This is a genomic window from Halobacillus sp. A1 (genome assembly GCF_024189295.1).
Lineage (GTDB): Bacteria > Bacillota > Bacilli > Bacillales > Halobacillaceae > Halobacillus_A.
Genome location: NZ_JAIZEN010000005.1, coordinates 216763 through 243481 on the forward strand (window position 1 = coordinate 216763; position 26719 = coordinate 243481).

At 41.4% G+C, this 26719-nt stretch carries 25 protein-coding genes; 22 read left to right on the forward strand and 3 right to left on the reverse strand.

Annotated elements, in window-relative coordinates:
- Positions 1 to 86: 86 nt before the first annotated feature.
- From miaB to mutL, 5 genes are all read left to right on the forward strand, one after another.
- Positions 87 to 1658 (forward strand): tRNA (N6-isopentenyl adenosine(37)-C2)-methylthiotransferase MiaB, encoded by a 1572-nt coding sequence (miaB, locus tag LF817_RS07895; RefSeq protein WP_253935248.1) that lies wholly within the window; start codon positions 87 to 89, stop codon positions 1656 to 1658.
- A gap of 1 nt (position 1659) precedes the next feature.
- Positions 1660 to 2085 (forward strand): YlbF/YmcA family competence regulator, encoded by a 426-nt coding sequence (locus LF817_RS07900; protein WP_253935249.1) that lies wholly within the window; start codon positions 1660 to 1662, stop codon positions 2083 to 2085.
- Positions 2086 to 2252: 167 nt separating this feature from the next.
- The gene (locus LF817_RS07905; protein WP_253935250.1) at positions 2253 to 2831 is read left to right on the forward strand and encodes an outer spore coat protein CotE; all 579 of its coding nucleotides are present in this window, start codon (positions 2253 to 2255) and stop codon (positions 2829 to 2831) included.
- Between the two features lie 316 nt (positions 2832 to 3147).
- Positions 3148 to 5706, forward strand: a complete 2559-nt coding sequence (gene mutS, locus LF817_RS07910) for a DNA mismatch repair protein MutS (RefSeq protein WP_253935251.1) — start codon at positions 3148 to 3150, stop codon at positions 5704 to 5706.
- A 16-nt stretch (positions 5707 to 5722) separates the two neighbouring features.
- Positions 5723 to 7546, forward strand: coding sequence for a DNA mismatch repair endonuclease MutL (gene mutL / locus LF817_RS07915; RefSeq protein WP_253935252.1), 1824 nt, complete (start codon positions 5723 to 5725; stop codon positions 7544 to 7546).
- 68 nt (positions 7547 to 7614) lie between these two features.
- On the opposite strand, the gene LF817_RS07920 is transcribed toward mutL, so the two are convergent.
- Entirely contained in the window at positions 7615 to 7974 is a 360-nt protein-coding gene (locus tag LF817_RS07920; protein ID WP_253935253.1) for a helix-turn-helix domain-containing protein, read from the reverse strand.
- Between the two features lie 191 nt (positions 7975 to 8165).
- On the opposite strand from LF817_RS07920, the gene miaA reads away from it, so the two are divergent.
- From miaA to glnA, 7 genes are all read left to right on the forward strand, one after another.
- Positions 8166 to 9101, forward strand: coding sequence for a tRNA (adenosine(37)-N6)-dimethylallyltransferase MiaA (miaA, locus tag LF817_RS07925; protein ID WP_253935254.1), 936 nt, complete (start codon positions 8166 to 8168; stop codon positions 9099 to 9101).
- A 39-nt stretch (positions 9102 to 9140) separates the two neighbouring features.
- The gene (gene hfq / locus LF817_RS07930) at positions 9141 to 9368 is read left to right on the forward strand and encodes an RNA chaperone Hfq (protein WP_253935255.1); all 228 of its coding nucleotides are present in this window, start codon (positions 9141 to 9143) and stop codon (positions 9366 to 9368) included.
- A 130-nt stretch (positions 9369 to 9498) separates the two neighbouring features.
- Positions 9499 to 10431, forward strand: coding sequence for an AAA family ATPase (locus tag LF817_RS07935; RefSeq protein ID WP_253935256.1), 933 nt, complete (start codon positions 9499 to 9501; stop codon positions 10429 to 10431).
- An 81-nt stretch (positions 10432 to 10512) separates the two neighbouring features.
- The gene (gene hflX / locus LF817_RS07940; RefSeq protein ID WP_253935257.1) at positions 10513 to 11748 is read left to right on the forward strand and encodes a GTPase HflX; all 1236 of its coding nucleotides are present in this window, start codon (positions 10513 to 10515) and stop codon (positions 11746 to 11748) included.
- Positions 11749 to 11762: 14 nt separating this feature from the next.
- The gene (locus LF817_RS07945) at positions 11763 to 12986 is read left to right on the forward strand and encodes a methionine gamma-lyase family protein (protein WP_253935258.1); all 1224 of its coding nucleotides are present in this window, start codon (positions 11763 to 11765) and stop codon (positions 12984 to 12986) included.
- Positions 12987 to 13109: 123 nt separating this feature from the next.
- Positions 13110 to 13514, forward strand: a complete 405-nt coding sequence (locus LF817_RS07950; RefSeq protein ID WP_253935259.1) for a MerR family transcriptional regulator — start codon at positions 13110 to 13112, stop codon at positions 13512 to 13514.
- Positions 13515 to 13537: 23 nt separating this feature from the next.
- Positions 13538 to 14869: a type I glutamate--ammonia ligase gene (gene glnA / locus LF817_RS07955; protein WP_253935260.1), complete on the forward strand. Its 1332-nt coding sequence runs from the start codon at positions 13538 to 13540 to the stop codon at positions 14867 to 14869.
- Positions 14870 to 15162: 293 nt separating this feature from the next.
- Here glnA and lexA read toward each other — a convergent pair whose 3' ends face one another.
- Positions 15163 to 15786, reverse strand: a complete 624-nt coding sequence (gene lexA / locus LF817_RS07960; protein WP_253935261.1) for a transcriptional repressor LexA — start codon at positions 15784 to 15786, stop codon at positions 15163 to 15165.
- 317 nt (positions 15787 to 16103) lie between these two features.
- On the opposite strand from lexA, the gene LF817_RS07965 reads away from it, so the two are divergent.
- The 9 genes from LF817_RS07965 to LF817_RS08005 all read left to right on the forward strand — a co-directional run bounded on the left by LF817_RS07965 (position 16104) and on the right by LF817_RS08005 (position 22907).
- Positions 16104 to 16763, forward strand: coding sequence for a YneB family resolvase-like protein (locus LF817_RS07965; RefSeq protein ID WP_253935262.1), 660 nt, complete (start codon positions 16104 to 16106; stop codon positions 16761 to 16763).
- Positions 16764 to 16834: 71 nt separating this feature from the next.
- The gene (locus LF817_RS07970; protein WP_253935263.1) at positions 16835 to 17068 is read left to right on the forward strand and encodes a DUF896 domain-containing protein; all 234 of its coding nucleotides are present in this window, start codon (positions 16835 to 16837) and stop codon (positions 17066 to 17068) included.
- Positions 17069 to 17350: 282 nt separating this feature from the next.
- Positions 17351 to 19354, forward strand: a complete 2004-nt coding sequence (gene tkt, locus LF817_RS07975) for a transketolase (protein ID WP_253935264.1) — start codon at positions 17351 to 17353, stop codon at positions 19352 to 19354.
- A 144-nt stretch (positions 19355 to 19498) separates the two neighbouring features.
- Positions 19499 to 19906: a sporulation inhibitor of replication protein SirA gene (sirA, locus tag LF817_RS07980; protein WP_253935265.1), complete on the forward strand. Its 408-nt coding sequence runs from the start codon at positions 19499 to 19501 to the stop codon at positions 19904 to 19906.
- 74 nt (positions 19907 to 19980) lie between these two features.
- Positions 19981 to 20211: a YneF family protein gene (locus LF817_RS07985; RefSeq protein WP_371925012.1), complete on the forward strand. Its 231-nt coding sequence runs from the start codon at positions 19981 to 19983 to the stop codon at positions 20209 to 20211.
- 242 nt (positions 20212 to 20453) lie between these two features.
- Positions 20454 to 21008, forward strand: coding sequence for a hypothetical protein (locus LF817_RS07990; RefSeq protein ID WP_253935266.1), 555 nt, complete (start codon positions 20454 to 20456; stop codon positions 21006 to 21008).
- A 193-nt stretch (positions 21009 to 21201) separates the two neighbouring features.
- The gene (locus tag LF817_RS07995; RefSeq protein WP_253935267.1) at positions 21202 to 21906 is read left to right on the forward strand and encodes a cytochrome c biogenesis CcdA family protein; all 705 of its coding nucleotides are present in this window, start codon (positions 21202 to 21204) and stop codon (positions 21904 to 21906) included.
- A gap of 67 nt (positions 21907 to 21973) precedes the next feature.
- A complete protein-coding gene (locus LF817_RS08000) occupies positions 21974 to 22423 on the forward strand; it encodes a Na(+)/H(+) antiporter subunit B (RefSeq protein ID WP_253935268.1) in 450 nt (149 codons plus the stop codon).
- 13 nt (positions 22424 to 22436) lie between these two features.
- Positions 22437 to 22907 (forward strand): CcdC family protein, encoded by a 471-nt coding sequence (locus tag LF817_RS08005; protein ID WP_253935269.1) that lies wholly within the window; start codon positions 22437 to 22439, stop codon positions 22905 to 22907.
- Between the two features lie 34 nt (positions 22908 to 22941).
- On the opposite strand, the gene LF817_RS08010 is transcribed toward LF817_RS08005, so the two are convergent.
- Complete coding sequence (locus LF817_RS08010) at positions 22942 to 23370, reverse strand: DUF2621 domain-containing protein (RefSeq protein WP_253935270.1); 429 nt, start codon at positions 23368 to 23370, stop codon at positions 22942 to 22944.
- Positions 23371 to 23623: 253 nt separating this feature from the next.
- On the opposite strand from LF817_RS08010, the gene acnA reads away from it, so the two are divergent.
- Entirely contained in the window at positions 23624 to 26329 is a 2706-nt protein-coding gene (gene acnA, locus LF817_RS08015; RefSeq protein ID WP_253935271.1) for an aconitate hydratase AcnA, read from the forward strand.
- The last annotated feature ends 390 nt before the right edge of the window (positions 26330 to 26719 follow it).

Below are 26719 nucleotides of genomic sequence, written 5' to 3' on the forward strand. Positions count from 1 at the left end.
TGACAATTTCTGCATTTCCCTTAAAAAATGACCAGAATATTGATATAATAAGACAGTTAGAAAGCTCTGCTTGAAAGGAGATTACAATGAACGAACAACAGCGTAAAGAAATGTCCCAAATTCGACAGGGAGAGCCATCGGACGTAAAATCCGACCAGGATAACCTGAACAGAATAAAGGAAAAAAGCAGCGAAGATTTCATGAAATATTTTGAAACGACATATCAGCCTCCATCTCTCAGGAAGGCTCAGAGGCGGAGAAAAGAAGAAGTGAAGGTCCATTACGACTTTAGAATCCCTGAAGATATGGATGGGGTCGGAGTAGGCCGTAAATACATGATTCGTACGTATGGTTGCCAAATGAATGAACATGATACAGAAGTCATGGCAGGCATATTTGAAGACATGGGCTATGAATCAACCAACGATACGAAAGAAGCAGATATCATATTATTAAACACGTGTGCGATCCGAGAAAATGCGGAAAATAAAGTGTTTGGCGAAATCGGACACTTAAAGCCTTTGAAGCTTGAGAATCCAGACCTCATTATTGGTGTGTGCGGATGTATGTCACAGGAAGAATCCGTAGTCAACCGGATCCTTAAAAAACACCCATTCATCGATTTGATTTTCGGTACGCATAATATCCATCGTCTTCCACAGCTTGTGAAGGAATCGATGTTCAATAAAGAAATGGTCATCGATGTATGGTCCAAAGAAGGCGACATCATAGAAAACCTTCCGAGATCTCGAAAAGGAAAAATCAAAGGCTGGGTAAACATCATGTACGGCTGTGATAAGTTCTGCACGTACTGTATCGTCCCTTATACTCGAGGGAAAGAAAGAAGCCGCCTGCCGGAAGATATTATTCAAGAGGTTCGCCACTTAGCTGCTCAAGGCTACAAAGAAATTACTTTACTCGGTCAGAATGTAAATGCTTATGGTAAAGATTTGGATATTGGTTATGGATTGGGCGACTTGATGGATGAACTAAGAGATATCGACATTCCTCGTGTCCGCTTTACAACTTCTCACCCACGTGATTTCGATGATCGTTTGATTGAAGTGTTGGCGAAAGGTGGAAATATGCTTGATCATATTCACCTTCCTGTTCAATCCGGCAACTCGGATATCCTGAAAATCATGGGGCGTAAATATTCCCGTGAAGAATATTTGAAGCTCGTAGAAAAAATTCGCACGGCTATGCCGGGAGCGACCCTCACTACAGATATCATTGTAGGTTTCCCGAATGAAACGGAAGAACAATTCGAGGATACGCTGTCGTTAGTAGAAGAAGTAGGGTTTGAAGCGGCTTATACGTTCATCTACTCTCCTCGTGAAGGAACTCCTGCAGCCCGGATGACGGATAACGTCGACATGGATGTGAAAAAAGAACGTCTGCAGCGTTTGAATAAGCTCGTTAATCAACAGGCGGCCGATTCCATGAAAGAGTATGAAGGTGAAATCGTTGAAGTGTTAGTCGAAGGTGAAAGTAAAAAAAATAAAGAAGTTCTCGCCGGTTATACGAAACGGAACAAAATGGTCAATTTTACTGGACCGCGTTCTTCTATCGGCAGCATTGTAAAAGTAAAAATAAACGAAGCGAAAACCTGGTCTCTTAACGGAGTCATGGTCGAAGAAACGGCAGAGGTGAAATAAGATGGCTCAATACACAAGAAAGCAAGTCGTTGATGAAGCTCATAAGCTGGCAAAAATGATGGCGGACATTGAAGAGATCGATCGCTTTAAACAAATCGAATCGAAACTCAACGAGAACCAGAAAGTACAGTCTCACATTAAAAAAATTAAAGCTTTACAAAAACAAGCCGTCAATTTTCAGGCCTACGGAAAAACCGAAGCGCTGCAGAAAATTGAAAAGGAAATCGATCGTCTTCAGGATGAATTAGATGAAATTCCGATTGTGGCTGAATTCAAAGATACCCAGATGGTAATTAATGATATTTTACAAATGGTTTCCAGCACGATTTCTCGTGAAGTCACCAATGAAGTTATCCGCTCAACAGGCGGAGATGTCCTCAGCGGAGAGACGGGAACTAAAAAAAGTAATGGCTCTTGCAGCCGTTAAATAGAGGAATCCGGCAGACAAGAAATTATCTGCCGGATTTTTTTTGTACAATTTCATAGGCTGATGCATAGAATGGAATACAAACGTCCTGAAGCCATCGAGAATATTGTTCACCATTTGCCCAATTCCGCATAGGATGAGTGGTAGAATAAGGAGGAGTGTTTCCTATGTCATTTTTCGAACGAGAATACAGAGAAATTATTACGAAGGCGGTTTGTGGAAAAGGAAAAAAATTCGTTGAAGCCACGAACACAATCAGTCCTTCACATCGGCCGACGAGTATACTGGGTTGCTGGGTCATTAATCATATCTACAATGCAAAGAAAAAGGGCGAACATGTAGAGGTTTCTGGCAGCTACGACATCAACGTATGGTATTCGTATAATGATAATACGAAGACAGAGGTTGTTACAGAACGTGTGAATTACTGTGACCATGTCCCGTTAATTGTAAAAGATGAAAATTGTATCAGCGATGATTTCGAAGTCATTGCCAAAGCAGTCCAACAGCCGAACTGTCTGGAGTGTAAAATTGCAGCTCAAGGTCAAAAAATTATCGTGGAAGTGGAACGAGAATTTGTTGTCGATGTGATTGGTGAAACAAAGTTGTGTGTCCGAGTGGATCCAGACGGTTGTAATAGTCACGAAGATTTCGATTATGAATTATCATCCGATGACTTTTCAGGTATCGAAACAGATTTTCTTCCAAGCAGCAGCAGTAGCAGCAGCAGCCATCATAAAGATTAATACTCATGTCCTTGCTGACTCAGCGGGGCATTTTTTTTGTGCCCCTATGTTTTTAGGTGTTGTTAATCTTTCCTAATGAATGATTGAAAATATAGCTGGTCGTTGCAAGATTCGATGCTAAGTTATTAATGAGAGTGAGTAGGGAAAGGGAACGATTCGCTTTTAGAAAAGGGAACGTATATAAATTCTGAGATTTGACAGAGTCTTTTGTATAGTTGACTTTCGTTCAAGGAGGCTTGGGTAATGTGATATAATATCTCTATCTGATGAAAACGTATGTGTTTCATCAATTTTGTTCGTTTTGGAGGATTTTAGAATGGCACAATATACACCTATGATGCAGCAATATTTAAAAATAAAAGCGGAACAGAAAGATGCTTTTCTATTTTTCAGACTTGGAGATTTTTATGAAATGTTCTTTGATGACGCTCTTTCTGCTTCTCGTGAACTTGAAATCACTCTGACGAGCCGCGATGGTGGTGGAGAAGACCGCATACCGATGTGCGGAGTACCTTACCACTCGGCTGAAAACTACATAAAGCAATTGATTGAAAAAGGATTCAAAGTAGCGATTTGTGAACAAGTAGAGGATCCCAGGACGGCCAAGGGCGTAGTGAAGCGCGAGGTAGTCCAGTTGATTACCCCTGGGACAGTAATGGAAGGCAGTATGTTAGATGAAAAAGAAAATAATTATTTGGCCTCCGTCTCTAAATTTTCAGACGGGACCTATACAGTCAGCTATAACGATTTGACAACAGGAGAGAATAGCATCGCTCTCGTTACAGATGGATTTGACGCTGTTTTAAGCGAATTGTTCAACAGGCCTGTTAAAGAAGTTGTGGTTGATGAATCGTTTGACGAAGCCAAACAGCAGATGTTTAAGGATCGTTTAGGTTTTACGATATCTTATAGTAATAACACCGAGATTGATGAACAATTTTATCCGTTGGTCGAATCGATTCATTCCGATAAGTTTATCGAAGGCTTTGGACGGCTGCTTCAATATATCAAACATACGCAAAAGAGATCACTGGATCATCTCCGTCCCGTTCAAACGATCGAACTTAAGAAATACATGTCATTGGATATGTATTCTAAACGAAATTTAGAGCTGGTTGAAACTCTTAGAAAGCAAGGTAAAAAGGGGAGTCTGTTATCCGTAATGGACCATACGATCACAGCCATGGGTTCGCGAACGTTAAAAAAATGGCTCGAACGCCCGCTGCTCCTCAAAGAGGATATTAAAGGGAGACACGATCAGCTTGAAGGACTGCTCGAACACTTTTTTGAAAGAGAAACAATCAGGGAGCAATTATCCTCAGTTTATGACTTAGAAAGGCTTGCCGGAAGAGTAGCGTATGGGAACGTGAATGCAAGAGATTTAATTCAGCTTAAACATTCGCTTTCTTCGATACCAGAGATTATGGAAACACTGAAACAATTTAAACACCCTGCTGTAGATGACCTGTTCCGGTCTATAGATCCCCTGCCGAATTTAAGGTTGCTTCTTGAAGAAAGCTTAAACGAAGATGCGCCGATCACAATTAAAGAAGGCGGTATGATCCGTGATGGTTATCACGCCCGACTGGATGAGTATCGTGATGCGTCAAGAAACGGAAAGAAATGGATTGCTGAGTTGGAAGCTGAGGAACGTAAGCAGACGGGGATCAAATCGCTGAAAATTGGTTACAACCGTGTGTTCGGCTATTATATTGAAGTGACGAAAGCGAACATTGCTCATTTACCTGAAGGAAGGTACGAAAGAAAGCAGACGCTTACAAATGCGGAGCGCTATATTACTCCGGAGCTTAAAGAAAAAGAATCGCTCATATTAGAAGCTCAGGACAAAAGCATGGAGCTTGAGTACCAGCTATTTCTTGAGGTAAGAGAGCGTGTGAAGGAGTATGTGCACCCCTTGCAATTACTTGCAGAACAAATCAGCAGAATTGATGTATTGCAGGGATTCGCTCAATTAGCTGATGAAGAAAGCTATGTTCGGCCACAGTTCAATGAGAACCGGACGATCGATATTAAGCAGGGGCGACATCCGGTCGTCGAGCAAGTGATGAAAAACGAGTCCTTCGTTCCTAACGACGTATTTATGGATCAGTCAAAAGACATCTTATTGATTACAGGACCGAATATGTCAGGTAAGAGTACGTACATGAGGCAGTTGGCTCTTACATCCATTATGGCTCAAATCGGGAGTTTCGTCCCTTGTGAATCCGCCTCACTGGCGATTTTCGATCAAATTTTCACGAGGATCGGAGCTGCTGACGACTTAGTATCTGGTCAGAGCACATTCATGGTAGAAATGCTCGAGGCCAATCATGCATTAAGTCATGCAACAGAAAACAGTCTGATTTTATTAGATGAAATCGGGCGTGGCACAAGCACATATGATGGCATGGCGCTTGCTCAAGCCATAGTAGAGCACATTCATGAAAATGTACGGGCAAAAACATTATTCTCTACTCACTACCATGAGCTGACGACACTGGAAGAAGAGCTTGTGCGTCTTAAAAATATTCATGTGCGAGCGGAAGAGTACGAGGGTCACGTTATATTCCTTCACCAAATTCAAGACGGGGCAGCGGACGAAAGTTATGGTATTCACGTAGCCAAACTTGCTGAATTACCAAATGAACTTATTGAACGCGCAACTTATCTTCTGAACACACTTGAAAGTGGGCGTCAGGAAGTGAGCGCAGCGAAAGAACAACAGCAGCTTAGTTTATTTGAAGAGGAAAAACCTGTTCAACAAAAAAACACCTCACCGGTGGAAAAACGAGTAGGCAGCTTAAACTTAATGGAAATGACCCCAATGGATGCCATGAACGAGCTGTACCAGCTGCAGAAGCAGATTAAATCGTAAAAAAGGAGGTCTATCGATGGCGCTGATTCAATTAATGCCTGATCACCTCGCGAACAAAATTGCTGCGGGAGAAGTAGTGGAACGTCCTGCGTCTGTCGTGAAAGAGCTCGTTGAAAATAGTATTGATGCTGGCAGCGGCTGGGTGGAGATCGAGCTCCATGAAGCAGGGCTGCAAAGGATAAGAATTACAGATAACGGTAAAGGGATGGAAGAGGAAGATGCTAAGAAAGCATTCTTCCGTCATGCTACAAGTAAAATCAAAGATGAAAACGATTTGTTCCACGTACGAACATTAGGTTTCAGGGGAGAGGCGTTAGCAAGTATTGCAGCAGTCAGCCGGCTCACTATGCAGACTTCACAGGGGCAAGCTGCAGGTACGAAGATAGAGCTTGAAGGCGGGAAGGTCATCCATGAGGATAAAAGTGATGCACGTCAGGGTACGGACATTATTGTGGATGAGTTGTTTTTTAACACACCTGCCCGCTTGAAATATATGAAAACCATTCATACTGAGCTTGGCCACATTACAGACTTGCTGAATCGTATGGCTTTAGCTCATCCAGAGGTGAAATTCGTTTGTAAGCATAACGATAAAGAATTATTTCGCACGAACGGCCGTGGTGATGTTCTCCAGGTAGCTGCCAAGATTTATGGTATGAATGTCGCCCGAAAAATGGTGCCGATAAAAGCGGAAACGAAAGACTTTAAAGTGAGTGGTTACATTTGTAAACCAGAAGTCTACCGGGCGCAAAGAAGTTATATTTCCACAATCATCAATGGAAGGTATATTCGTAATATAGCTTTGAACAAAGCCATACTCCAGGGCTACCATACGCTTTTACCGATCGGTAAATATCCGATCGTCGTCCTTAACATTGAAATGGACCCTATCTTAGTCGACGTTAACGTTCATCCGGCTAAGTTGGAAGTACGATTCAGCAAAGAGAAGGAACTGTTTGATCTGTTGGAGGCAACGATCAAAGATGCGTTCAGAAAACAAACACTTATTCCGGAGGTTGAGCATAAACAGCCTAAGCCCAAAAAAGAGTACAATAAACAAGAAACATTGGACTTGTATGAACGTGAGAGGGCTGAACCGCGCCCTGAACCTGAAATTTCTGACGGGGGAAAGTCCGCAGGAATAGGGGAGTCGGTCGGTGAATATAAAAGCGAGCAAAAAGAAGTCGTTCAGCAAATGGAGCAACCTTTGGATGAACCGATTGAGCCTCCGATTGAAAATCCTGTTGTAGAAGAAAAGCGTGTTCCGACGATGCATCCAATCGGTCAGCTGCACGGAACATATATCCTCGCTCAAAATGAAGACGGCATGTACATTGTCGATCAGCATGCAGCGCAGGAACGTATCAAGTATGAGTTTTTCAGGGATCAAATAGGAGAAGTGGAACATGAGGTGCAGGAGTTGTTAGTGCCTATGACCTTTGACTTTCAAAGGCGTGAAGCTTTGAGAATTGAAGAAATGAAAAGTGATCTGGAGAAAGTTGGGTTGTTTTTTGAGCCTTTCGGTGGTCATAGTTATATTATCCGATCGCACCCTCAGTGGTTTCCTAAAGGTTATGAGGAAGAAGTCATTCAGGAAATCGTCGATCAACTGATGGCAGAAGAAAATATTAATATTTCAAAACTTCGTGAAGAAGCAGCCATTCTCATGTCTTGTAAACGATCGATCAAAGCCAACCACCATTTGAATCATAACGATATGTTCAAATTGTTAGAGGACTTGAGGAGCTCGACGGATCCATTTACCTGTCCTCACGGAAGGCCGATCATCGTTTTTTTCTCAGAATATGAAATGGAAAAAATGTTTAAACGAGTCATGTAATCGTTCAAAAAAATATAAGCATGCTCCCTTCGATAGGGGGCATGCTTTTTTATGTTTACATAATTAATTTATGAAGGGTGTTTTTGCTGAAGTAGAAAGCGAAAGTAGTTTTCTATCTGGTTGATTTCATCAGCTTGCACTTTAAGCCAAGACTGTTTGTCAAAAATGACTGAACGGTCAAACCCTTTATCTTTAAGGAATTGTTTGATTTCTCTCATTTCATCTTCTTTTTCATCACTGAGTCCAAGTAAATAATCGGCCGTTGTATGAAGGGCGTGGGCAATTTTAGACAAATCTTCAAGATCGGGTGAGGTATATTGTCTTTCCCAGTTCGATACGACTTGCGGAGAGACCCCAACTTTTTCAGCTAACATCGTTTGAGTCAGGCGGCGTTTTTTTCGCAATGAACGAATTCTTTGATTAACCACTTCATACTCCTCCTTTTCTCTATATTACCACAAAACTAACGAATGTCGATACACAAACTAACGAAATCTTTTAGTTGTACTAACGGAATTCGTTAGTTAAGGTAACGGAATCCGTTATTTTAAGCCTTGAGGTATGATTCCAAAGCGGTTCATGTATAATGGGAAGTGAATAAAATAAAGGGGGGATTTATTTGAAACCTTCAGTAGTCAGCGTAGTCGGTCCAACAGCCGTCGGTAAGTCAGAGTTAGCTGTGAAAATAGCTGAAACATTCAATGGAGAAATCATTAGTGGAGATTCTATGCAGATTTATCGAAGGATGGATATAGGTACGGCTAAAATCACCAAAGAAGAAATGCGTGGAATCCCTCATCATATGATTGATATTAAAGATCCAGAAGAATCTTTTTCAGTGGCAGAATTTCAACTGAACGTTCGGTCATTGATAGAGGAAATAACAAATCGCAATCGTCTGCCTATCATAGTGGGCGGCACTGGTCTTTACATACAGGCAGCATTGTACGATTTTAATTTTTCTGATCATGAAAGGGATCGGACTATATATCGAGTACTGGAAAAAGAGGCAGCTGAACGTGGAATAGATGCAATTTATCAACGGCTTAAGGAAGTGGATCCAAAACAAGCGGATAAGATTCATCCAAACAATGAGCGAAGAGTATTGCGTGCGCTCGAAGTTTATGAGAAGACAGGCCAAACGATGAGCGATTATCAGGCGGATCAAAAAGGAGATTCTCCTTTTACCCCTATACTGATAGGATTGGAAATGGGGCGAACGGAGCTATATGAAAGGATTAACTACCGTGTCGACCTCATGATTGAACAGGGGTTAGAAGCGGAAGTACGCTCCCTTTTCGAGGAAGGTTTGGAAAACAGTCAATCGATGAAAGCGATAGGCTATAAAGAGTTCATCCCTTATTTTAAGGGTGAGTACACTTATGAGCGTGCCATAGAGCTGTTGAAGAGAAACTCCAGGAGATATGCAAAGCGTCAGTTCACCTATTTTAGAAATAAGCTGAATGTCAATTGGTATGCGGTGCAGCCGAACGAAAAAAATGATAAAATTGAAAAAATCTTGCGAGATTTAGCAGGAATGCTCGAAGAAACCTAGAATGGTAATACTATAGATAGATATAGAGGAGGAAGATGTATGGCTCAGTCAGTTAATATCCAAGACAATTATTTAAATCAACTAAGAAAAGAACGGATGCAAGTGACCGTCTTTTTGCTTAATGGCTTCCAATTAAGAGGAGTTGTTAAAGCTTTCGATAATTTTACGGTTCTACTAGAAACCGATGGAAAACAACAGTTAATCTTCAAACATGCGATTTCGACGTTTGCACCCGCTAAAAATATTGCGCTTGATAAAGAACAATAGTCAAGAAAGCGAGCTCCTAACATGGTGCTCGCTTTTTTATTGAGAGAGATCCCTCCTTATATCCAACTTGGGCTTATGTCACGCATTTATCATTTCAGCGTATGATACATGGAAGCAAGGAGGGATTTCTGTGAGTCAGCAAGCAAGGATAGCCCGCCAGGGGACGATCAATATAATTCTTAAGGATAGTTACCGTCACTCTGATGCGGCCGCGCTGGAGAAAAATCAGGAGAAGGTTCAAGCTCCTTATTTCCGTACAATAGATGGCTACTTTTCTTCTATAATTGGAATGGAAGGTTTGAAGCTTCAAATGAAAGAAATCTATGCCCAGCTCTTTATTGAGCAGAAAAGGCAAGAGGTGGGTCTGAAAAATAATCGCCAAGTGCTGCACATGATTTTTAAAGGAAACCCCGGTACAGGGAAGACGACAGTGGCCAGAAGAGTAGCTGAACTATTCAAAGAAATGAATGTCCTCGAGAGCGGTCATTTCATCGAAGTCGACCGCAGCGAGCTTGTTGGGGAATATATTGGTCATACCGCCCAAAAGACGAAAGAATTGATTAAAAAGGCGATGGGTGGAGTGTTATTCATCGATGAAGCTTATTCTCTTGCACGGGGCGGGGAAAAAGATTTTGGTAAAGAGGCAATTGATACGATTGTTAAGTGTATGGAGGATCATCATGATCAATTGATTATCATATTAGCTGGATACCCATATGAAATGGAAGAATTCTTAGGTACCAATCCAGGTTTAGCTTCTAGATTTCCAATTCAGCTTGAATTTCAAGATTATTCGGCTGATGAACTTAGGGACATTGCCAAAGTGATGCTCCTTGAAAAAGATTACAGACTGACACCAGAAGCCGAGAGGAAACTTTGCCACCATCTTTCGCTTCTCCATCATGACCCTCCCAGAAATTTCTCCAATGCCCGATATGTGAGGAATGTTATAGAAGAAGCCATAAGAAAGCATGCTTATCGACTGGCTAATCGGGCAGACTGGGATAAAAAGGACTTAATGTTACTTGAGCCTGGCGACTTTCATTTAACGTTTGATAAATAATCTGACAACACGGATATATATAGATCGTAATTTTTTTGGTAAGATAAGAAAAGTCGTCTCAAGTAGAAGGTGGTAGAAATTTTGGAAAAAGAACAAGTTATCTTAGTGGCAAGAAAAGACCCGAGGCAGGACGAAACTCGTTTTGATTCTTCTTTAAACGAGCTTCGGTCACTTGCAGAAACGGCTGGAGGAGAAGTGTGCAGAGTAGCTGTTCAGAATCGGGACCGTATCCATCCAGCCACTTACATTGGTGAAGGAAAACTTGCGGAAATTAAAGAAATGGCTGATCAAGAGGATGTTCAGCTTGTCATATTCAATGATGAGCTATCACCTGGTCAGTTGAGAAACATAACTGACAAACTTGAACGAAGAGTCATTGACCGGAGTCAGTTGATATTAGATATTTTCGCGGGCCGGGCACGAACGAAAGAAGGGAAGCTGCAAGTAGAGCTAGCTCAGCTTCAATATCTGCTTCCAAGACTCGCAGGTCAAGGTACTGAACTTTCTCGTCTGGGTGGCGGCATTGGGACGAGAGGACCAGGGGAAACTAAGCTTGAAACAGACCGACGTCATATCCAGCGAAAGATTGATGATATTAAACGACGTCTAAAAATTGTCGTGCGGCAGCGAGACCAATATAGAAAACGCAGGGACGAGAACTTTGCTTTCCAAATAGCGATTGTAGGGTACACGAATGCTGGGAAATCTACTTTCTTCAACCGTGTGACTCAAAGCGATACCTTTGAAGAAGATTTACTGTTTGCTACCCTTGATCCATTGACAAGGCAGATCAGCCTCCCTTCTGGGTTTGAAGCGTTAGTTTCAGATACAGTAGGCTTTATCCAAGATTTACCGACAACACTTATCGCTTCTTTCCGTTCAACACTCGAAGAAGTAACCGAGGCTGATTTTATTCTTCATATGGTGGATGCTTCTCACCCGGATCATATTGAGCAAGAAAAAACGGTGACTAAGCTGTTAGAAGATTTGGGGGCGAGCCATCTGCCCTCCCTGACTGTGTATAATAAGAGTGATTTGGTGGAGGGGGATTTCATACCACATGCCTTTCCTTCGATAACAGTAAGCGTGAAGCGGCCAGCTGATAATCAAAAAATCAAAACTAAGATTGAAGCCGTCTTAAAAGACGAATGGCAATCCTATGATGTTTTTGTACATGCATCAGAAGGCAAAAAGCTTCAAAGTCTAAAAGCGCAGACCATCGTAACCCTATTAGAATTTTTGGAAGAAAAAGAAGGGTATATCGTTAAAGGTTATATCCACCCGCAGCATCCGATTAGATCAAGTTTACAAAGTTAGGAAGAGGCGTCGTTATGGAACAGCTCATTCATAAAGTGGAAGAAACAATACAACCCCAGCATAAACAAGTACAAGCTATTGTAGAAACGAACCAGGAAAAAGTGCTGGATGCTTTTCAAAAACTGAAAATATCTGACTCTCATTTCAACCCGACCACAGGGTATGGATATGATGACTTCGGTCGAGATGGTTTAGAAGCTCTGTACGCTGAAATTTTTAAAGCGGAAGATGCCATTGTAAGGTCTCAGTTGATCTCTGGTACGCATGCGATTACAACTGCACTATTCGGAGTCCTCCGTCCTTCAGACGAACTGCTCTACATCACTGGTAAACCATATGATACGCTCGAAGAAGTCATCGGTGCCTCTAGCGATCGAGATAAAGGATCGTTAAAGGATTTTGGAGTCACGTATAGATCTGTACCTTTAAGAGAGGGTGGGCAGATAAACAGGGACGAAGTGGAAGAGGCTGTAAATGATCGTACCAAGGTGGTGGCCATCCAGCGCTCTAAGGGCTATGCGGATCGCCCGTCCTTCACGATTAAGGAAATTGAAGAAATTATCGAATTCATTCGTTCCATTAACGAAAAAGTGATTATTTTTGTAGATAATTGCTACGGAGAATTCGTTGAAACGAAAGAACCTTTAGAAGCGGGAGCAGACCTGATTGCCGGTTCGTTAATAAAAAATCCGGGTGGTGGGTTGGCTAGAGTGGGCGGCTACATTGCCGGCCGTGCAGACCTGATTGAATTATGCGGTTATCGTTTGACTGCTCCAGGGTTAGGAAAAGAAACAGGCCCAAGCTTAAATACATTACAGGAAATGTACCAGGGGATTTTCCTTGCTCCTCATGTAGTAGGTGAAGCTTTGAAAGGAGCGGTGTTTACGGCTAAATTGCTGCACGAATTAGGATTCAACACATCACCTGCTTATGATGCTTATCGAACGGACCTTATTCAGTCAGTCAACTTCAATACGGCCGAGCAGATGATCAGCTTTTGTCAGTCGATCCAGGCAGCTTCTCCGATTAATTCACATGTAACGCCTCATCCCGGCCCTATGCCGGGCTATGAGAGTGAAGTAATTATGGCAGCTGGAACCTTTATTCAAGGTGCAAGCCTGGAGCTAACAGCGGACGGGCCGATCAGACCTCCATATATGGCATTTGTACAGGGGGGATTAACTTATGCTCATGTAAAATTGGCTGTAACAAAGGCTGTCATGAATTCGGTTACATAAACTCCCATTATTCAAGTTGGAATGTTTGGAAAATTCGGATGTAAACTTTCGTCACATGTGTTGACATATGACCTCCTTGCCGTATAATTAAGTTAGAATTTTGTTATTGGGGGTGGCTAATCGATGAGTGATGAAATTCGTCGTTCTATGCCGTTATTCCCGATGGGGATTGTCCAATCTTTGACTGATCTTTCAGCCCGGCAAATCAGATATTACGAGCAGCATCAGCTAGTTACACCAGCTCGCTCTGAGGGTAACCGCCGGCTTTTTTCTTTCAATGATGTAGATCGTCTGCTTGAGATCAAAGCTTTGATTGAAAAAGGCGTTAACATGGCTGGAATTAAGCAAGTGTTAGCGATTTCCCAACAGCCGGAGAATGACAAATACGATGAGAAGCAAGTGGAAGAGGTTCGCAGTGAGCTTACTGATCGAGAGCTTCGTCGTATGTTGCAGCAAGAGTTGTTCACCGCAGGGAGACAAGGGAAGATGAGTTTAAGACAGGGAGAAATGTCAAGGTTCTTCCATTAAAAGTTGTCATAGGAGGAGTAAATATGGGATTAACTAGAGAAGAGATTTTTAAAAAGATTGATGAGGAAAATGTGAAATTCATCCGCCTGCAGTTTACTGACATGTTAGGCACTATCAAAAATGTAGAAATTCCGTTGAGCCAGCTGGATAAAGCACTTGATGGGATGATGATGTTCGATGGTTCTTCAATTGAAGGATTTGTCCGTATAGAAGAATCTGATATGTACTTAGTACCAGACCTCGATACGTTCGTAGTCTTTCCCTGGACTTCAGAAAAAGGGAAAGTTGCACGATTCATTTGTGACATTTATAACCCGGACAAAACACCATTCGAAGGATGCCCTCGTTACAACTTAAAGCGGAATCTTAAGAAAATGGAAGAACTCGGATTCTCAGCATTCAACATCGGTACAGAACCGGAATTCTTCTTATTTAAATTAGATGAAAAAGGCAACCCGACAATGGAACTCAATGATAAAGGCGGATATTTCGACTTAGCACCAACGGACTTAGGTGAAAATTGCCGTCGTGACATCGTACTTGAGCTTGAGGAAATGGGTTTTGAAATCGAGGCTTCCCACCACGAAGTTGCTCCAGGACAGCATGAGATCGATTTTAAATATTCGGATGCAGTGAAACACTGTGATGATATTCAAACCTTTAAATTAGCTGTAAAAACCATCGCCCGTCAGCATGGACTGCACGCTACTTTTATGCCGAAACCACTCTTTGGAGTGAACGGTTCAGGAATGCACGCCAACATGTCACTGTTCAATGAAAACGGAAATGCGTTTTTCGACGAAAATGGCAAAGAGCAATTATCGGATGTAGCTTATCAGTTCACAGCTGGTATCATTAAGCATGCGACGAACTTTACGGCTGTAACGAACCCGACGATCAACTCTTACAAACGTCTCGTACCTGGTTACGAAGCTCCATGTTACGTAGCCTGGTCTGGTCAAAACCGTAGTCCGTTAGTACGTGTACCTACTTCTCGCGGACTTAGCACCCGTATAGAAGTACGTAGTGTAGATCCGGCAGCAAACCCATACATGGCTATGGCCGTGCTGCTTGCTGCAGGACTGGATGGCGTAGAGAACAAACTAGAAGCACCAGCACCAGTAGACCGCAATATTTATGTGATGAACAAGAAAGAACGAGAAGCTCACGGCGTTCAGGATCTACCTGCAACTCTATACGATGCACTCGTAGAGCTTGAAAAAGATGAAATTATGGTACAAGCCCTTGGTGAGCATTTATTCGAACACTTCGTTGAAGCGAAAGAAATCGAATGGGATATGTTCCGTACGCAAGTACACCCGTGGGAAAGAGAGCAATATCTACAGACGTATTAATAACCAAAACCCTTGGAGCTTTGAGCTTCAAGGGTTTTTTTATATTTGATAAAGGAAAGGTTTCGATAGCCTTTAAGAGAGTAATGATTTTATTTTACTAGAATGTACGTATGAAGGATCTAATAAAGCTAATCGTTGATTTTGAAATAAGAAAAAAACAATGTGCGAGTGGTAATGACAATGGAGCTATAGATATACTTACTGACTTTTGATAAGCATGAGAAAAACACCTCTATCAAAATAAAAGCCCTGGCGAATAGGCGCCAGGGCTTTTATTTTGAGAATGGATCAATTTAATGGACAGTACGGTATAAACCGACTACTTTACCAAGTATGGAAATATCATTAAGAATAATGGGTTCCATTGTAGCGTTCTCAGGCTGAAGCCTGATATGGTTGCTCTCTTTAAAGAAACGTTTGACTGTTGCTTCTTCTTCCTCTGTCATAGCTACAACAATGTCCCCGTTATTGGCTGTCGTCTGTTGTCTGACGATAACCATGTCTCCATCAAGAATTCCAGCTTCAATCATACTCTCGCCCTGCACAACAAGCACAAACGTGTTGTCATCCGTACCGGCTAATGAGTCTGGAAGAGGCACATACTCCTCAATGTTCTCGATTGCAGTAATAGGCGAACCTGCGGTTACTTTACCGATTACAGGGGCATAGGACGCTTCTGATCGAGGAATACTCGTATCATCCTCTAATTCCATCACTTCTATAGCTCTTGGTTTCGTCGGGTCTCTACGAATAAACCCTTTCTTTTCTAATCGTGAAAGGTGGCCGTGCACAGTTGAACTCGAAGCTAAGCCTACGGATTGGCCTATTTCTCTTACTGAAGGCGGATACCCTTTTAAAATGACTTGTTCTTTTATGAAATCTAGTATTTCTTGCTGGCGTTTAGAAAGTTTACTCATATTTATACACCTCGAACATAGGATTATAGTAATTACATTCTATCATGCCGAATTGAAAAACACAAACAAGCGTTCGAAAAAAATGTTGACAAGAACTTGTGTTCGTATATAATAATAACCAGACAAAGCGAACAAACGTTTCCGAGAACATTTGTTCCAATAATTGGAGGAGTGGTCCTATGTTCAATAAAATTTCTATGTTAGATGTGACTTATATTATTCTATTTATTGTCAGCCTGGCTTTTCTATACTTTTCTATGGTTACGAGCGTATAGTAGTCTAATAGGTGAGTTTTAATAGTTAGAGGGGTTATTGTGATGAGAGGAATCATTTATTGTCGCGTAAGTACAGAAAAAGAACAGCAGGTAAGCTCACTGGCACGCCAGAAAGCTGAATTGATGGACTTGGCTGATAGGAAATCAATTGAGATTGTGCAGTGTATCGAAGAACAGGAAAGCGGCTATGATATTGAAAGAGACGGCGTTTTTCAAATGCTTGATCTATTCTCTAACGATGAAGCTGACATGCTGATGGTTCAAGATGAAACAAGGTTAGGGCGGGGAAATACAAAGATTGCGCTTTTTCATCAGCTTCAAAAACTGGGTGTCAGCATTTACTCGTTGACAGATGATGGAGAAGTGAAAATGTCAGAATCGGACTCCATGGTACTGCAGATTGTCGGGATAGTAGAAGAGTATCAGCGTAAAATCCATAACATGAAGATCAGAAGAGGGATGCGGAAGGCTGTTGAAAATGGCTATAACCCTCAAGCGAATTTAGCAAATCAGCACTTGGCCCAGGGGAGGGAAAGACTCGAATTTCCTGTTGAAGAAGTCGTTCGCCTCAGAAGGAACAAGCTTACTTTTAACGAAATTGCTGCTACGCTTAGAGGACTGGGTTACGATGTCTCTAAAGCTACGGTACATAGACGGTATCAGGAGTTTGTATCACTTGAAAAAAATGAAGAGGAGCGTTAATATATTACATGAGGCAAGCGTCAAACAGACACTTGTCTTTTCATGTATTCTATTAAAAAGGAGGTCTAGCTATGATCTCAAACGAAAAGTTGAATCGTATTAATGAACTTTCTCATAAATCAAAAGATCAGGGGTTGGATGCTTCTGAGAAGAAAGAACAGAAGCAGCTTCGTGAAGAATATTTAAAAAATGTCAGAAAATCTTTCAAGAATCAACTGAAAGGCATGACTGTAGTAGATCCTAACGGAAAAGACGTCACTCCAAAGAAACTTAGGGATATGCAGGAAAAAGAAAAAAAACATTAATCATATTTATTCCGCACCGCACTTCGGTGCGGATTCTTTGTTTAATTATTTATTCAAAGGGAAAAGTAAGGGATATTGGTTTATATGTTAGCCAATGTGCCATGATTATCAATATTTTTCGACAGTTAAGCAATCACGATCCGCACCGACCTAATTGTTGAAAAATTCACTGATAAAAAAGTGAAATGTGAAAAAATTTATGACATTGCTTGTCACTTCCGTATTTTCATTATACGATAATACATGGTACATAGACGTTATTAGAAAGGGGAACTTTTTATTATGGCAAATAGTCTTGAACAATCTTCAATTAATACCATTCGTACTTTAGCAATTGATGCAGTAGAGAAAGCGAATTCAGGTCACCCTGGGATGCCGATGGGGGCCGCTCCGATGGCTTACACGCTATGGACGAAATACATGAACCACAACCCTGGAAATTCCAATTGGTTCAATCGTGATCGTTTCGTATTATCAGCGGGGCATGGTTCCATGCTTTTATATGGTTTACTTCACCTTTCAGGGTATAACGTGACGATTGATGATTTAAAATCATTCCGTCAGTGGGGTTCTAAGACTCCTGGACATCCTGAATTCGGACACACAGATGGAGTGGAAGCTACAACTGGACCTTTAGGCCAAGGACTGGCTATGGCGACGGGTATGGCTATGGCAGAGGCTCACTTATCTGCAAAGTATAATCGTGATCAGTATAATGTTGTGGACCACCATACATTTGCGATTTGCGGCGATGGTGACTTAATGGAGGGTGTATCTCAGGAGTCCGCATCACTTGCCGGCCACTTAGGTTTAGGGAAGCTTGTGGTTTTGTATGATTCCAATGACATTTCTCTGGATGGCGATTTAAACCGTTCCTTCAGTGAGAGTGTTGAGAAGCGTTATGAAGCATATGGCTGGCAGGTTATCCGTGTTGAAGACGGAACGGATACGGATGAAATCGCAAAAGCGATTGAGAAAGCTAAGCAGAATACAGAACAGCCTACAATGATTGAAGTGAAAACGGTAATAGGCTATGGTTCACCTAATAAATCAGGTAAATCCGCCTCCCATGGTGCCCCTCTTGGAAGCGAAGAAGTAGAAGCTACCAAAGAGTATTACAAATGGGGTCATGAGCCATTCCACGTTCCTGATGAAGTATATGAAGATTTCAGCAAGAAAGTGAAAGATAACGGATCCCAAAAAGAAGCTGAGTGGAATGATCTATTCCAGCAATATAAAGAAGCGAACCCTGAATTAGCTCGTGAACTTGAGCAAGCTATGGAAGGAAAGCTGCCTGAAGGATGGGAGAAAGAACTTCCTTCATTTGAACCTGGTGAAGATAATCCAGCTACTCGTGCAGCTTCGGGCGAAGTCATCAATGCCCTTTCAGAAAAGATTCCTTATTTCTTCGGTGGAAGTGCGGATTTAGCAGGATCTAATAAGACGGCAGTGAAGGATCAGGAAGATTTCTCTCGCAAAAATTATGCCGGGCGTAATATTTGGTTCGGTGTTCGTGAGTTTGCGATGGCAGCTGCGTTAAATGGGATGGCGCTTCACGGCGGCTTAAGAGTTTATGCAGGTACATTCTTCGTATTTAGTGATTACCTGCGCCCTGCGCTGCGTTTGTCTGCTCTCATGAATCTGCCTGTAAACTATGTGCTGACTCATGACTCCGTTGCTGTAGGTGAAGATGGACCAACACATGAACCAGTTGAACAACTGTCTTCATTGCGTGCGGTGCCTAATTTATCTGTGGTTCGTCCTGCAGATGGAAATGAGACTAGCGCAGCATGGAGACTAGCTCTTGAGTCCAATACGACTCCAAACGCTCTCGTATTAACACGTCAAAACCTGCCTACATTAGAGGGTACGAAAGAACTTGCTTATGAAGGCGTTAAGCGTGGAGCTTACATCCTGAGCGATTCAGATAAAGACACTCCAGATGGTATTTTGCTTGCTTCAGGGTCTGAAGTTCAATTAGCCGTTAATGCGCAAAATGAGCTTAAAACGAAAGGCTTTGATGTACGAGTAGTAAGTGTTCCATCATTTGATCGTTTTGAAAAACAGGATCGAGAGTATAAGGAAAGTGTGCTGCCTAACGAAGTAAGACAACGACTAGCCATTGAAATGGGAGCTTCCTTCGGATGGGAACGCTACGTTGGTCTTGATGGAGCAGTCATCGGAATCGACAAATTCGGAGCGTCAGCACCAGGAGATACAGTAATTGAGAAATATGGTTTTACTGTTGAAAATGTAGTGAAACATGCTGAAAATTTAATGAAGTAATGATATTTAAGGCTACTGCGCATTTTGCGCAGTAGTTTCCTTATGCAACTAGTATTTTGACAAAAGTTATGCACCGCTATGGACAAAAAGTGACAAACTAATTCTTCCTTGCTCGGTATAATACTAGCAAGGAGGGGTGGTTATATGAAGTTTGCGATCTACGCCATCAAAAGGGATGTAACTGAAAAATACTATTATAAAGTAGATTTGTTAAAACGTTTTTTTGAAGAATGTTGGACATTTTCAGATTCTTCCATTTACAAGAAGCAATTAGATTACATCACGAACCATTTCTCTTTTTACGAATGGTTGAAGAAAATACAAGGAAATCATTCAATTTTAAGCGATAGAATATACGATTGTGAAATGAATTATGATATAATAGAAGGCAAGAACTGCTGTTGTCTATTTCAGTGTGACAGCCTCTGGCAAGCAGAACGGGTATTATTTCAACCGCTACGAATGTGCAATCAAACTTTTTTTATCATAGAAGAAAGCGGCGAGCATTACGGATGGATTTCCCCTCTTTTAAGTCAGCGTCTGTTATCGTAAAAAGCTCTATTGTATTCCTGTGAGCATTTTACTATACTATTATGGGAGACAACACGAAGGAGGAAGACGTTGATATGACTTTGGGCATCGTATGGGTAATCATCATTGCTGTTTTAGCTCTAGTTGGTGGTGTAGCTTTAGGCTTCTTCATTGCTAGGAAATACATGATGAACTACTTGAAAAAGAACCCACCGATAAATGAGCAAATGTTACGTACATTGATGATGCAGATGGGGCAGAAGCCTTCACAGAAGAAGATCAATCAAATGATGCGTGCTATGAACAATCAAAATCAAGCAAAATAAAGACAATGCCAGTTTAACTACAGGCGCTGAAATCTTTCAGATAACCACTTTTCCTATTGGGTTTTAACCTAATCCAATAGGAAAAGTGGTTTTTTGTAGTACAACCGTTTAACTGAATAGGGCAATCCGACTTGAGGTAAAGAAAAATGTAAAATAGTGAAGTATATTCGTTTATTAGTGTCATATTTTAAAAAATATGGTATTATTTAATACAACAATTGTTTTAAATGAGGGGGTTCAGGATGCAGTATAATGTGGATCAGGCTTTTGAACAATTAAAACAATACAAAATAACGACAAATAAAGAAAGTCTTCGCAGATGGCTTAGAAATGGCACGATTAAAGGCATTGAACCGACATCAAGGAAAGAAGGATGGAGAATAAATGAAGAAGATTTATGGGCGTTTATTCGACAGCGAGTTCCAGAAGTAATCAGAAAAAAACCTATTACAACAAACGTTGCGAAAGAAGAGAAGAATCGTGAATTTTTCCGGGCGGAAATGTGGTGGGAAATGACCCGGAAAAACTTGTTCGAAGGATCTGTTCCAGTTAAGAAACAGGATCTAGAAACTTGTATAGCTCATTTGAAGTATCCCGAAGAGTTTGAAGAACTTGTATGGGCACGAATAACTGAGCATACTTGGCAAGCTGTGCCGCGCATTTTCTATTTGCATGACGCATTCCTATTTAACAGGAAGCGCCTTAAATTGGACCCTGGCTACGAAAATATAAAAGACCAAATTTTATTTTCATTGATTGAACATGTGCGGATATCGGACTATGAAAGGGAAAAATAGCACAGAATTTGGAAGTGGATAAACATCGTTCAGTTAAATGAGTAAATTTGGTCCCTCTTGCATATAATCTACTAATGCGGTCTTTTCGGACTATGACATAGAATCGTCATTAGATGTTCACTGCCAAGGTTCGTATTTTACTATTTCGTCTGCTACAATAAGGGACGAGTGTGTGTAGATGGAGGGATCATTAATGACAGATGTGAATATTTTCTTAGCTTTTGGAGCAGGTTTTCTTTCGTTTATTTCACCCTGCGTCCTTCCCTTATACCCGGCTTTTCTTTCCTACATAACTGGAATGAGTGTCAGCGAATTACAGAATGATAATGGAATGCTGAAAAAGCGTAGTTTGATCCATACTATACTGTTCTTACTCGGCTTTTCTACGATCTTTATTATTTTAGGGTTTTCAGGCTCTTTCATTTCTCAAATGCTTATACAAAATGACGATATCATTCGCAGAATGGGTGCTGTTTTAATCATCTTTTTCGGGTTTGTCATTATCGGTGTGTTCAATTTTCAATTTCTGATGAAAGATCGTAAAGTTCGATTCAAAAATCGTCCGGCTGGATATGCGGGTTCTTTTCTTATTGGATTGACTTTTTCTCTAGGATGGACCCCCTGTACTGGACCGATTCTTTCTGCGGTGCTCGTTCTGGCTGCTGATCAACCAGATTTATTCATGGTCATGATGATTGCCTATTCTCTAGGTTTTTCACTGCCTTTCTTAATTCTTTCTTTCTTCATTGGTAAAATGGGATGGATCAGACGAAATAGTGCAGCCATAGTAAAAGCTGGCGGATATATAATGATTGGGATGGGAATCGCCCTTTATTTTGATTGGATGACGATGCTGACTTCATATTTAGCAGGACTCTTCAATTTCCAAGGATTCTAAGCCGTGGATTTTCTATGCGATTTATATTATGATGGTCACAATGAAAAAGGTTAAAAGGAGTTTACTTATGCGAGGGACAAATGATTTGATTTTACGAACAACGACCGCATTTATTGCATTTATTCTATTAGGTTTTTCTGTCTATTTATTTTTTGCAGGACATAATAAACCTGGTGGAGGCTTCATTGGAGGCTTAATGGCTTCAGCAGCTCTTATTCTCATGTATATGGCATATGGACATGAAGCTATGGGGAAAGTGATACGCGTCAACTTTTTGTATATGGTTTTCACGGGATTGCTTATAGCTGTAGCTACAGGTATTGGGTCATTTGTATTCGGGGCACCGTTCCTGACTCAGAATTTTGGATATTTTCAATTGCCGATTTTAGGAAGGACAGAGCTTGCAACGGCTTTATTGTTTGATTTAGGAGTCTACTTGACCGTAATCGGGGTAACGATGACGATTATTTTGACGGTGGCTAAAGATCGTCCAGAAGTAGATAAAGCGAACGCATGAGAGAGTGAACACTATGTTCTGGTTAATTTCAAGCACGGTTGTTGCATCCATAATGGCTGTCGTTATGATTTTTGTACGTCTGCGAGCTGCTAAAAGGCCAGCAAGTGTAAAAAAAATCATTTTACCGCCGTTTTTCATGAGTACAGGAGCACTTATGTTCCTTTTCCCGGTATTCCGAGTTGAATGGACACAGGTTGCAGAAGCTGTTTTGATAGGTGCGTTATTCTCGATTTTCCTCATTCGTTCTTCGAAGTTTGAGGTGCGAGACGGCCAAATCTACTTAAAGCCTTCAAGGGCTTTCGTATTTATATTATTCGGTTTATTGGTTCTAAGGATCATTTTAAAAATCATCATTGGAGCCACGATATCGTTCGGGGAAATGAGCGGAATGTTTTTCCTGCTTGCTTTCGGCATGATATTCACATGGCGTATAGCGATGCTTATGCAATTCCTGAAACTCGATAGAAATTATAAACAAGCATAAAAAGATCGGTCCTATCTTAATAGGGCCGATCTTTTTACCGTTCAAATAATGGTTGATATGGTGTAATGTCAATTTGCTTTTCTTCGAGTTTTTTGATCAGAAATTTATGGTCTCTTTTCGGAGTTGCTAAAATATATCCTTCTATAATAATATCTTCGGTAATTTCAGAACTCTCCTTCTCCAAGGCGACCTGCCCGATTCGACCGGCTATTTTCTGTTTGGCTATATCTCTGAAAAGCTCTGGAACAGGCGAAACCAGCTCTTCAAGGAGAGCTTTTTGTTCTTTATTCCACATATGGATAGTTTTCTCGATATAAATTTCTTCCCAGTCTATCGTTGATTTTCCATCTTCTTTCGGAAGACGTTTCAAGAATTTGCGGAACATGAAAAATCCGCCGATCCCCATCAATACGACCATTAGGACAATCCACCCGACGATAAAAAAGGCAAAGCCGCCCGACATATGATCACCCGTTTCATTTTGAATTATCTCTGTAATTATTATAAAAGGAATGCCCTGGAAAGACAAGCTGAATTGGGAAGTGTCGAATCAGCAAAAAATATGCGTAAATATTTTACTTATAAATCGTTTTCATATACAATAAAGGATGCATATTTGTGGACTTTTCTGAAAAAAGAAAGCAAATGAACTATTGGGGAATGGGAAAGCCGATTATGGCAAACCATTTAAATTTGATGAGGGGGTAAAAGGAAGTATGGCTAGCAATGCATTTAATGCTCGCAAACATTTTGACTTAAATGGCAAAACGTACAACTATTATGATTTAAAAGCCTTAGAAGATGCGGGACACGGAAAGATATCCCGACTGCCTTTCTCCATCCGTATTTTGCTTGAATCTTTACTGCGCCAACACGATGGTCGCGTTATTAATAACGATCATGTGGAGAGTCTAGCAAACTGGGGAACTAACAAATCTAAAGGGGAAGACGTACCTTTTAAACCATCACGCGTTATCCTGCAAGACTTTACAGGAGTACCAGCGGTTGTAGACTTGGCGTCACTCCGTAAAGCAATGGTTGATCTAGGAGGAAGCCCTGATAAAATCAATCCGGAAGTTCCAGTTGATCTTGTCATTGACCACTCTGTGCAGGTAGACAAGTATGGTACGGCGGACTCCTTAAACGTAAATATGGAGCTTGAATTTGAACGTAACCAGGAACGGTACGAATTTCTTCACTGGGCTCAAAAAGCCTTTGATAACTACCGTGCTGTACCGCCGGCTACAGGAATAGTGCACCAGGTTAACCTTGAATACATCGCAAACGTCGTTCATGCAAAAGAAAACGACGAAGGTTCTTATGATACTTATCCAGATACTCTTGTTGGAACAGATTCTCACACAACGATGATCAACGGATTAGGTGTACTAGGCTGGGGTGTTGGAGGCATCGAAGCTGAAGCGGGAATGCTTGGCCAACCATCCTATTTCCCTGCACCAGAGGTTATCGGAGTGAAACTGAACGGAAGTTTCCCTCAAGGTACTACAGCAACTGACTTAGCTCTCAAAGTTACACAGAAGTTAAGAGAGCAGAATGTAGTAGGGAAATTTGTAGAATTCTTTGGTCCTGGCCTGCAGGAAATGCCGCTTGCTGATCGTGCAACAATTTCAAACATGGCCCCTGAATATGGTGCCACGTGTGGATTCTTCCCAGTCGATGGAGAATCTCTGGAATACTTACGTTTAACAGGGCGAAGTGAAGAGCAAATTTCTCTTGTAGAAAAATACTGCAAAGAAAACAGCCTTTGGTACGATCCTTCCTTCGAAGATCCAGAATTCACGAAATTGGTTGAGATTGATCTGGATGAACTTGAACCTAACCTTTCAGGTCCAAAGCGCCCTCAGGATTTGATACCACTTTCTCAAATGAAGAAATCTTTTGAGACAGCCATTACTGGTCCTGCAGGAAACCACGGATTCGGTCTAGGTGAGCAAGAATTTGATAAGGAAGTTGAAGTGGAGTTCGCTGATGGTAAGAAATCCATTATGAAGACAGGGGCTCTTGCAATCGCCGCCATCACTTCATGTACGAACACTTCAAACCCTCACGTTATGCTTGGAGCGGGTCTGGTAGCGAAGAAAGCAGTCGATCAAGGTCTTGAAGTACCTGATTATGTAAAGACTTCACTTGCGCCTGGATCTAAAGTTGTGACACGTTACCTTGAAGATTCCGGTCTGATGCCGTACTTGAACAAATTAGGGTTTAACCTAGTAGGATACGGGTGTACAACTTGTATCGGTAACTCTGGTCCTTTGCTTCCTGAGATTGAAAAAGCAATTGCTGATAGTGATTTGACAGCTTCTTCGGTACTATCAGGTAACCGTAACTTTGAAGGTCGTATTCACCCGTTAGTAAAAGCGAATTACCTGGCATCTCCTCCACTTGTTGTAGCTTATGCACTTGCTGGAACAGTAGATGTTGACCTTAAGACTGAGCCTTTAGGTACTAATAAAAATGGTGAACCGGTTTACTTTGACGATGTGTGGCCGACTCAAGAAGAGATTAAGGAAGAAATTGCACGCGCAGTTACTCCTGAAATCTTCCGTAAAGAGTATGAGAACGTCTTTAACTCTAATGAGAAATGGAATGAAATTAATACAACGGATGAGCCTCTATATGATTGGAATGAGGATTCTACGTATATCCAGAATCCACCATTCTTTGAAGGTTTATCACCTGATTCAAATGCCGTAAAACCGCTGAACAATTTACGTGTGATTGGTAAATTTGGTGACTCGGTTACAACCGACCACATTTCTCCAGCAGGTGCAATCCCTAAAAACATGCCTGCAGGTGAGTATTTAATTGAAAATGATGTTTCTCCTCGTAACTTCAACTCGTATGGTTCCCGCCGAGGTAACCACGAGGTAATGATGAGAGGAACGTTTGCGAACATTCGTATTCGTAACCAATTAGCTCCTGATACTGAAGGTGGTTATACAACTTATTGGCCGACGGAAGAAGTGATGCCAATTTATACCGCTGCGATGAAGTATAAGGAAGACGGTACCTCTCTAGCTGTAATAGCTGGAGACGATTACGGTATGGGAAGCTCCCGTGACTGGGCTGCTAAAGGTACAGACCTTCTAGGTATTGAGACTGTCATTGCACAAAGTTTTGAGCGTATTCACCGTTCTAACCTGGTCATGATGGGTGTGCTGCCTTTACAGTTCAATGAAGGGGATACTATTGAATCACTAGGATTAACTGGACGTGAAGCACTTGATATTCATGTCGATGAATCCGTTAAGCCGCGTGATCTCATTAAAGTTACTGCAACTGCAGAAGATGGAACGAAGAAAGAATTTGAAGTCATTGCTCGATTCGAAAGTGAAGTTGAAGTGGATTACTATCGTCATGGCGGAATTCTGCCGATGGTACTTCGTAATAAATTAAGTTAATCCCTTCGTTTATGAAAAGCCTGCTGTTATGTACAGCAGGCTTTTTCTAACTGTTGAAAAAGTACTGTTCTTCTTGTGGAATCCCGGGGGTAGCTGGAACCTCCTGCAGGATCTGAGAACAGTGCGAGTTCCCGCAGGTCAAGGAAGCTTATGGATGTCTGAGGAATGGGGGTCATTCGCATGGCCTGTCCTTTCATCTCATCAGAAGCGGAAGATGCTCTCTCTACAGTCTTGAAAAACCTGCTGGGCATAACGGTAGGTTTTTCCTTTTTATAGAAGTTAATCCTAAGTAAAACTCTCTTTATCTTTACAAATAGCGCGGAGGATTATAATGTAAGGGGAGAAGGTTGGTCAACGTTAAGCTTGAACAGAGCTATGTGAAGAGTAGCG

Coding starts and splice junctions, on each gene's coding strand:
- miaB (WP_253935248.1), top strand. CDS start 87: ATGAACGAACAACAGCGTAAAGAAATGTCCCAAATTCGACAGGGAGAG.
- LF817_RS07900 (WP_253935249.1), top strand. CDS start 1,660: ATGGCTCAATACACAAGAAAGCAAGTCGTTGATGAAGCTCATAAGCTG.
- LF817_RS07905 (WP_253935250.1), top strand. CDS start 2,253: ATGTCATTTTTCGAACGAGAATACAGAGAAATTATTACGAAGGCGGTT.
- mutS (WP_253935251.1), top strand. CDS start 3,148: ATGGCACAATATACACCTATGATGCAGCAATATTTAAAAATAAAAGCG.
- mutL (WP_253935252.1), top strand. CDS start 5,723: ATGGCGCTGATTCAATTAATGCCTGATCACCTCGCGAACAAAATTGCT.
- hfq (WP_253935255.1), top strand. CDS start 9,141: ATGGCTCAGTCAGTTAATATCCAAGACAATTATTTAAATCAACTAAGA.
- LF817_RS07945 (WP_253935258.1), top strand. CDS start 11,763: ATGGAACAGCTCATTCATAAAGTGGAAGAAACAATACAACCCCAGCAT.
- LF817_RS07950 (WP_253935259.1), top strand. CDS start 13,110: ATGAGTGATGAAATTCGTCGTTCTATGCCGTTATTCCCGATGGGGATT.
- glnA (WP_253935260.1), top strand. CDS start 13,538: ATGGGATTAACTAGAGAAGAGATTTTTAAAAAGATTGATGAGGAAAAT.
- lexA (WP_253935261.1), bottom strand. CDS start 15,786: ATGAGTAAACTTTCTAAACGCCAGCAAGAAATACTAGATTTCATAAAA.
- LF817_RS07965 (WP_253935262.1), top strand. CDS start 16,104: ATGAGAGGAATCATTTATTGTCGCGTAAGTACAGAAAAAGAACAGCAG.
- LF817_RS07970 (WP_253935263.1), top strand. CDS start 16,835: ATGATCTCAAACGAAAAGTTGAATCGTATTAATGAACTTTCTCATAAA.
- tkt (WP_253935264.1), top strand. CDS start 17,351: ATGGCAAATAGTCTTGAACAATCTTCAATTAATACCATTCGTACTTTA.
- sirA (WP_253935265.1), top strand. CDS start 19,499: ATGAAGTTTGCGATCTACGCCATCAAAAGGGATGTAACTGAAAAATAC.
- LF817_RS07985 (WP_371925012.1), top strand. CDS start 19,981: ATGACTTTGGGCATCGTATGGGTAATCATCATTGCTGTTTTAGCTCTA.
- LF817_RS07990 (WP_253935266.1), top strand. CDS start 20,454: ATGCAGTATAATGTGGATCAGGCTTTTGAACAATTAAAACAATACAAA.
- LF817_RS07995 (WP_253935267.1), top strand. CDS start 21,202: ATGACAGATGTGAATATTTTCTTAGCTTTTGGAGCAGGTTTTCTTTCG.
- LF817_RS08000 (WP_253935268.1), top strand. CDS start 21,974: ATGCGAGGGACAAATGATTTGATTTTACGAACAACGACCGCATTTATT.
- LF817_RS08005 (WP_253935269.1), top strand. CDS start 22,437: ATGTTCTGGTTAATTTCAAGCACGGTTGTTGCATCCATAATGGCTGTC.
- LF817_RS08010 (WP_253935270.1), bottom strand. CDS start 23,370: ATGTCGGGCGGCTTTGCCTTTTTTATCGTCGGGTGGATTGTCCTAATG.
- acnA (WP_253935271.1), top strand. CDS start 23,624: ATGGCTAGCAATGCATTTAATGCTCGCAAACATTTTGACTTAAATGGC.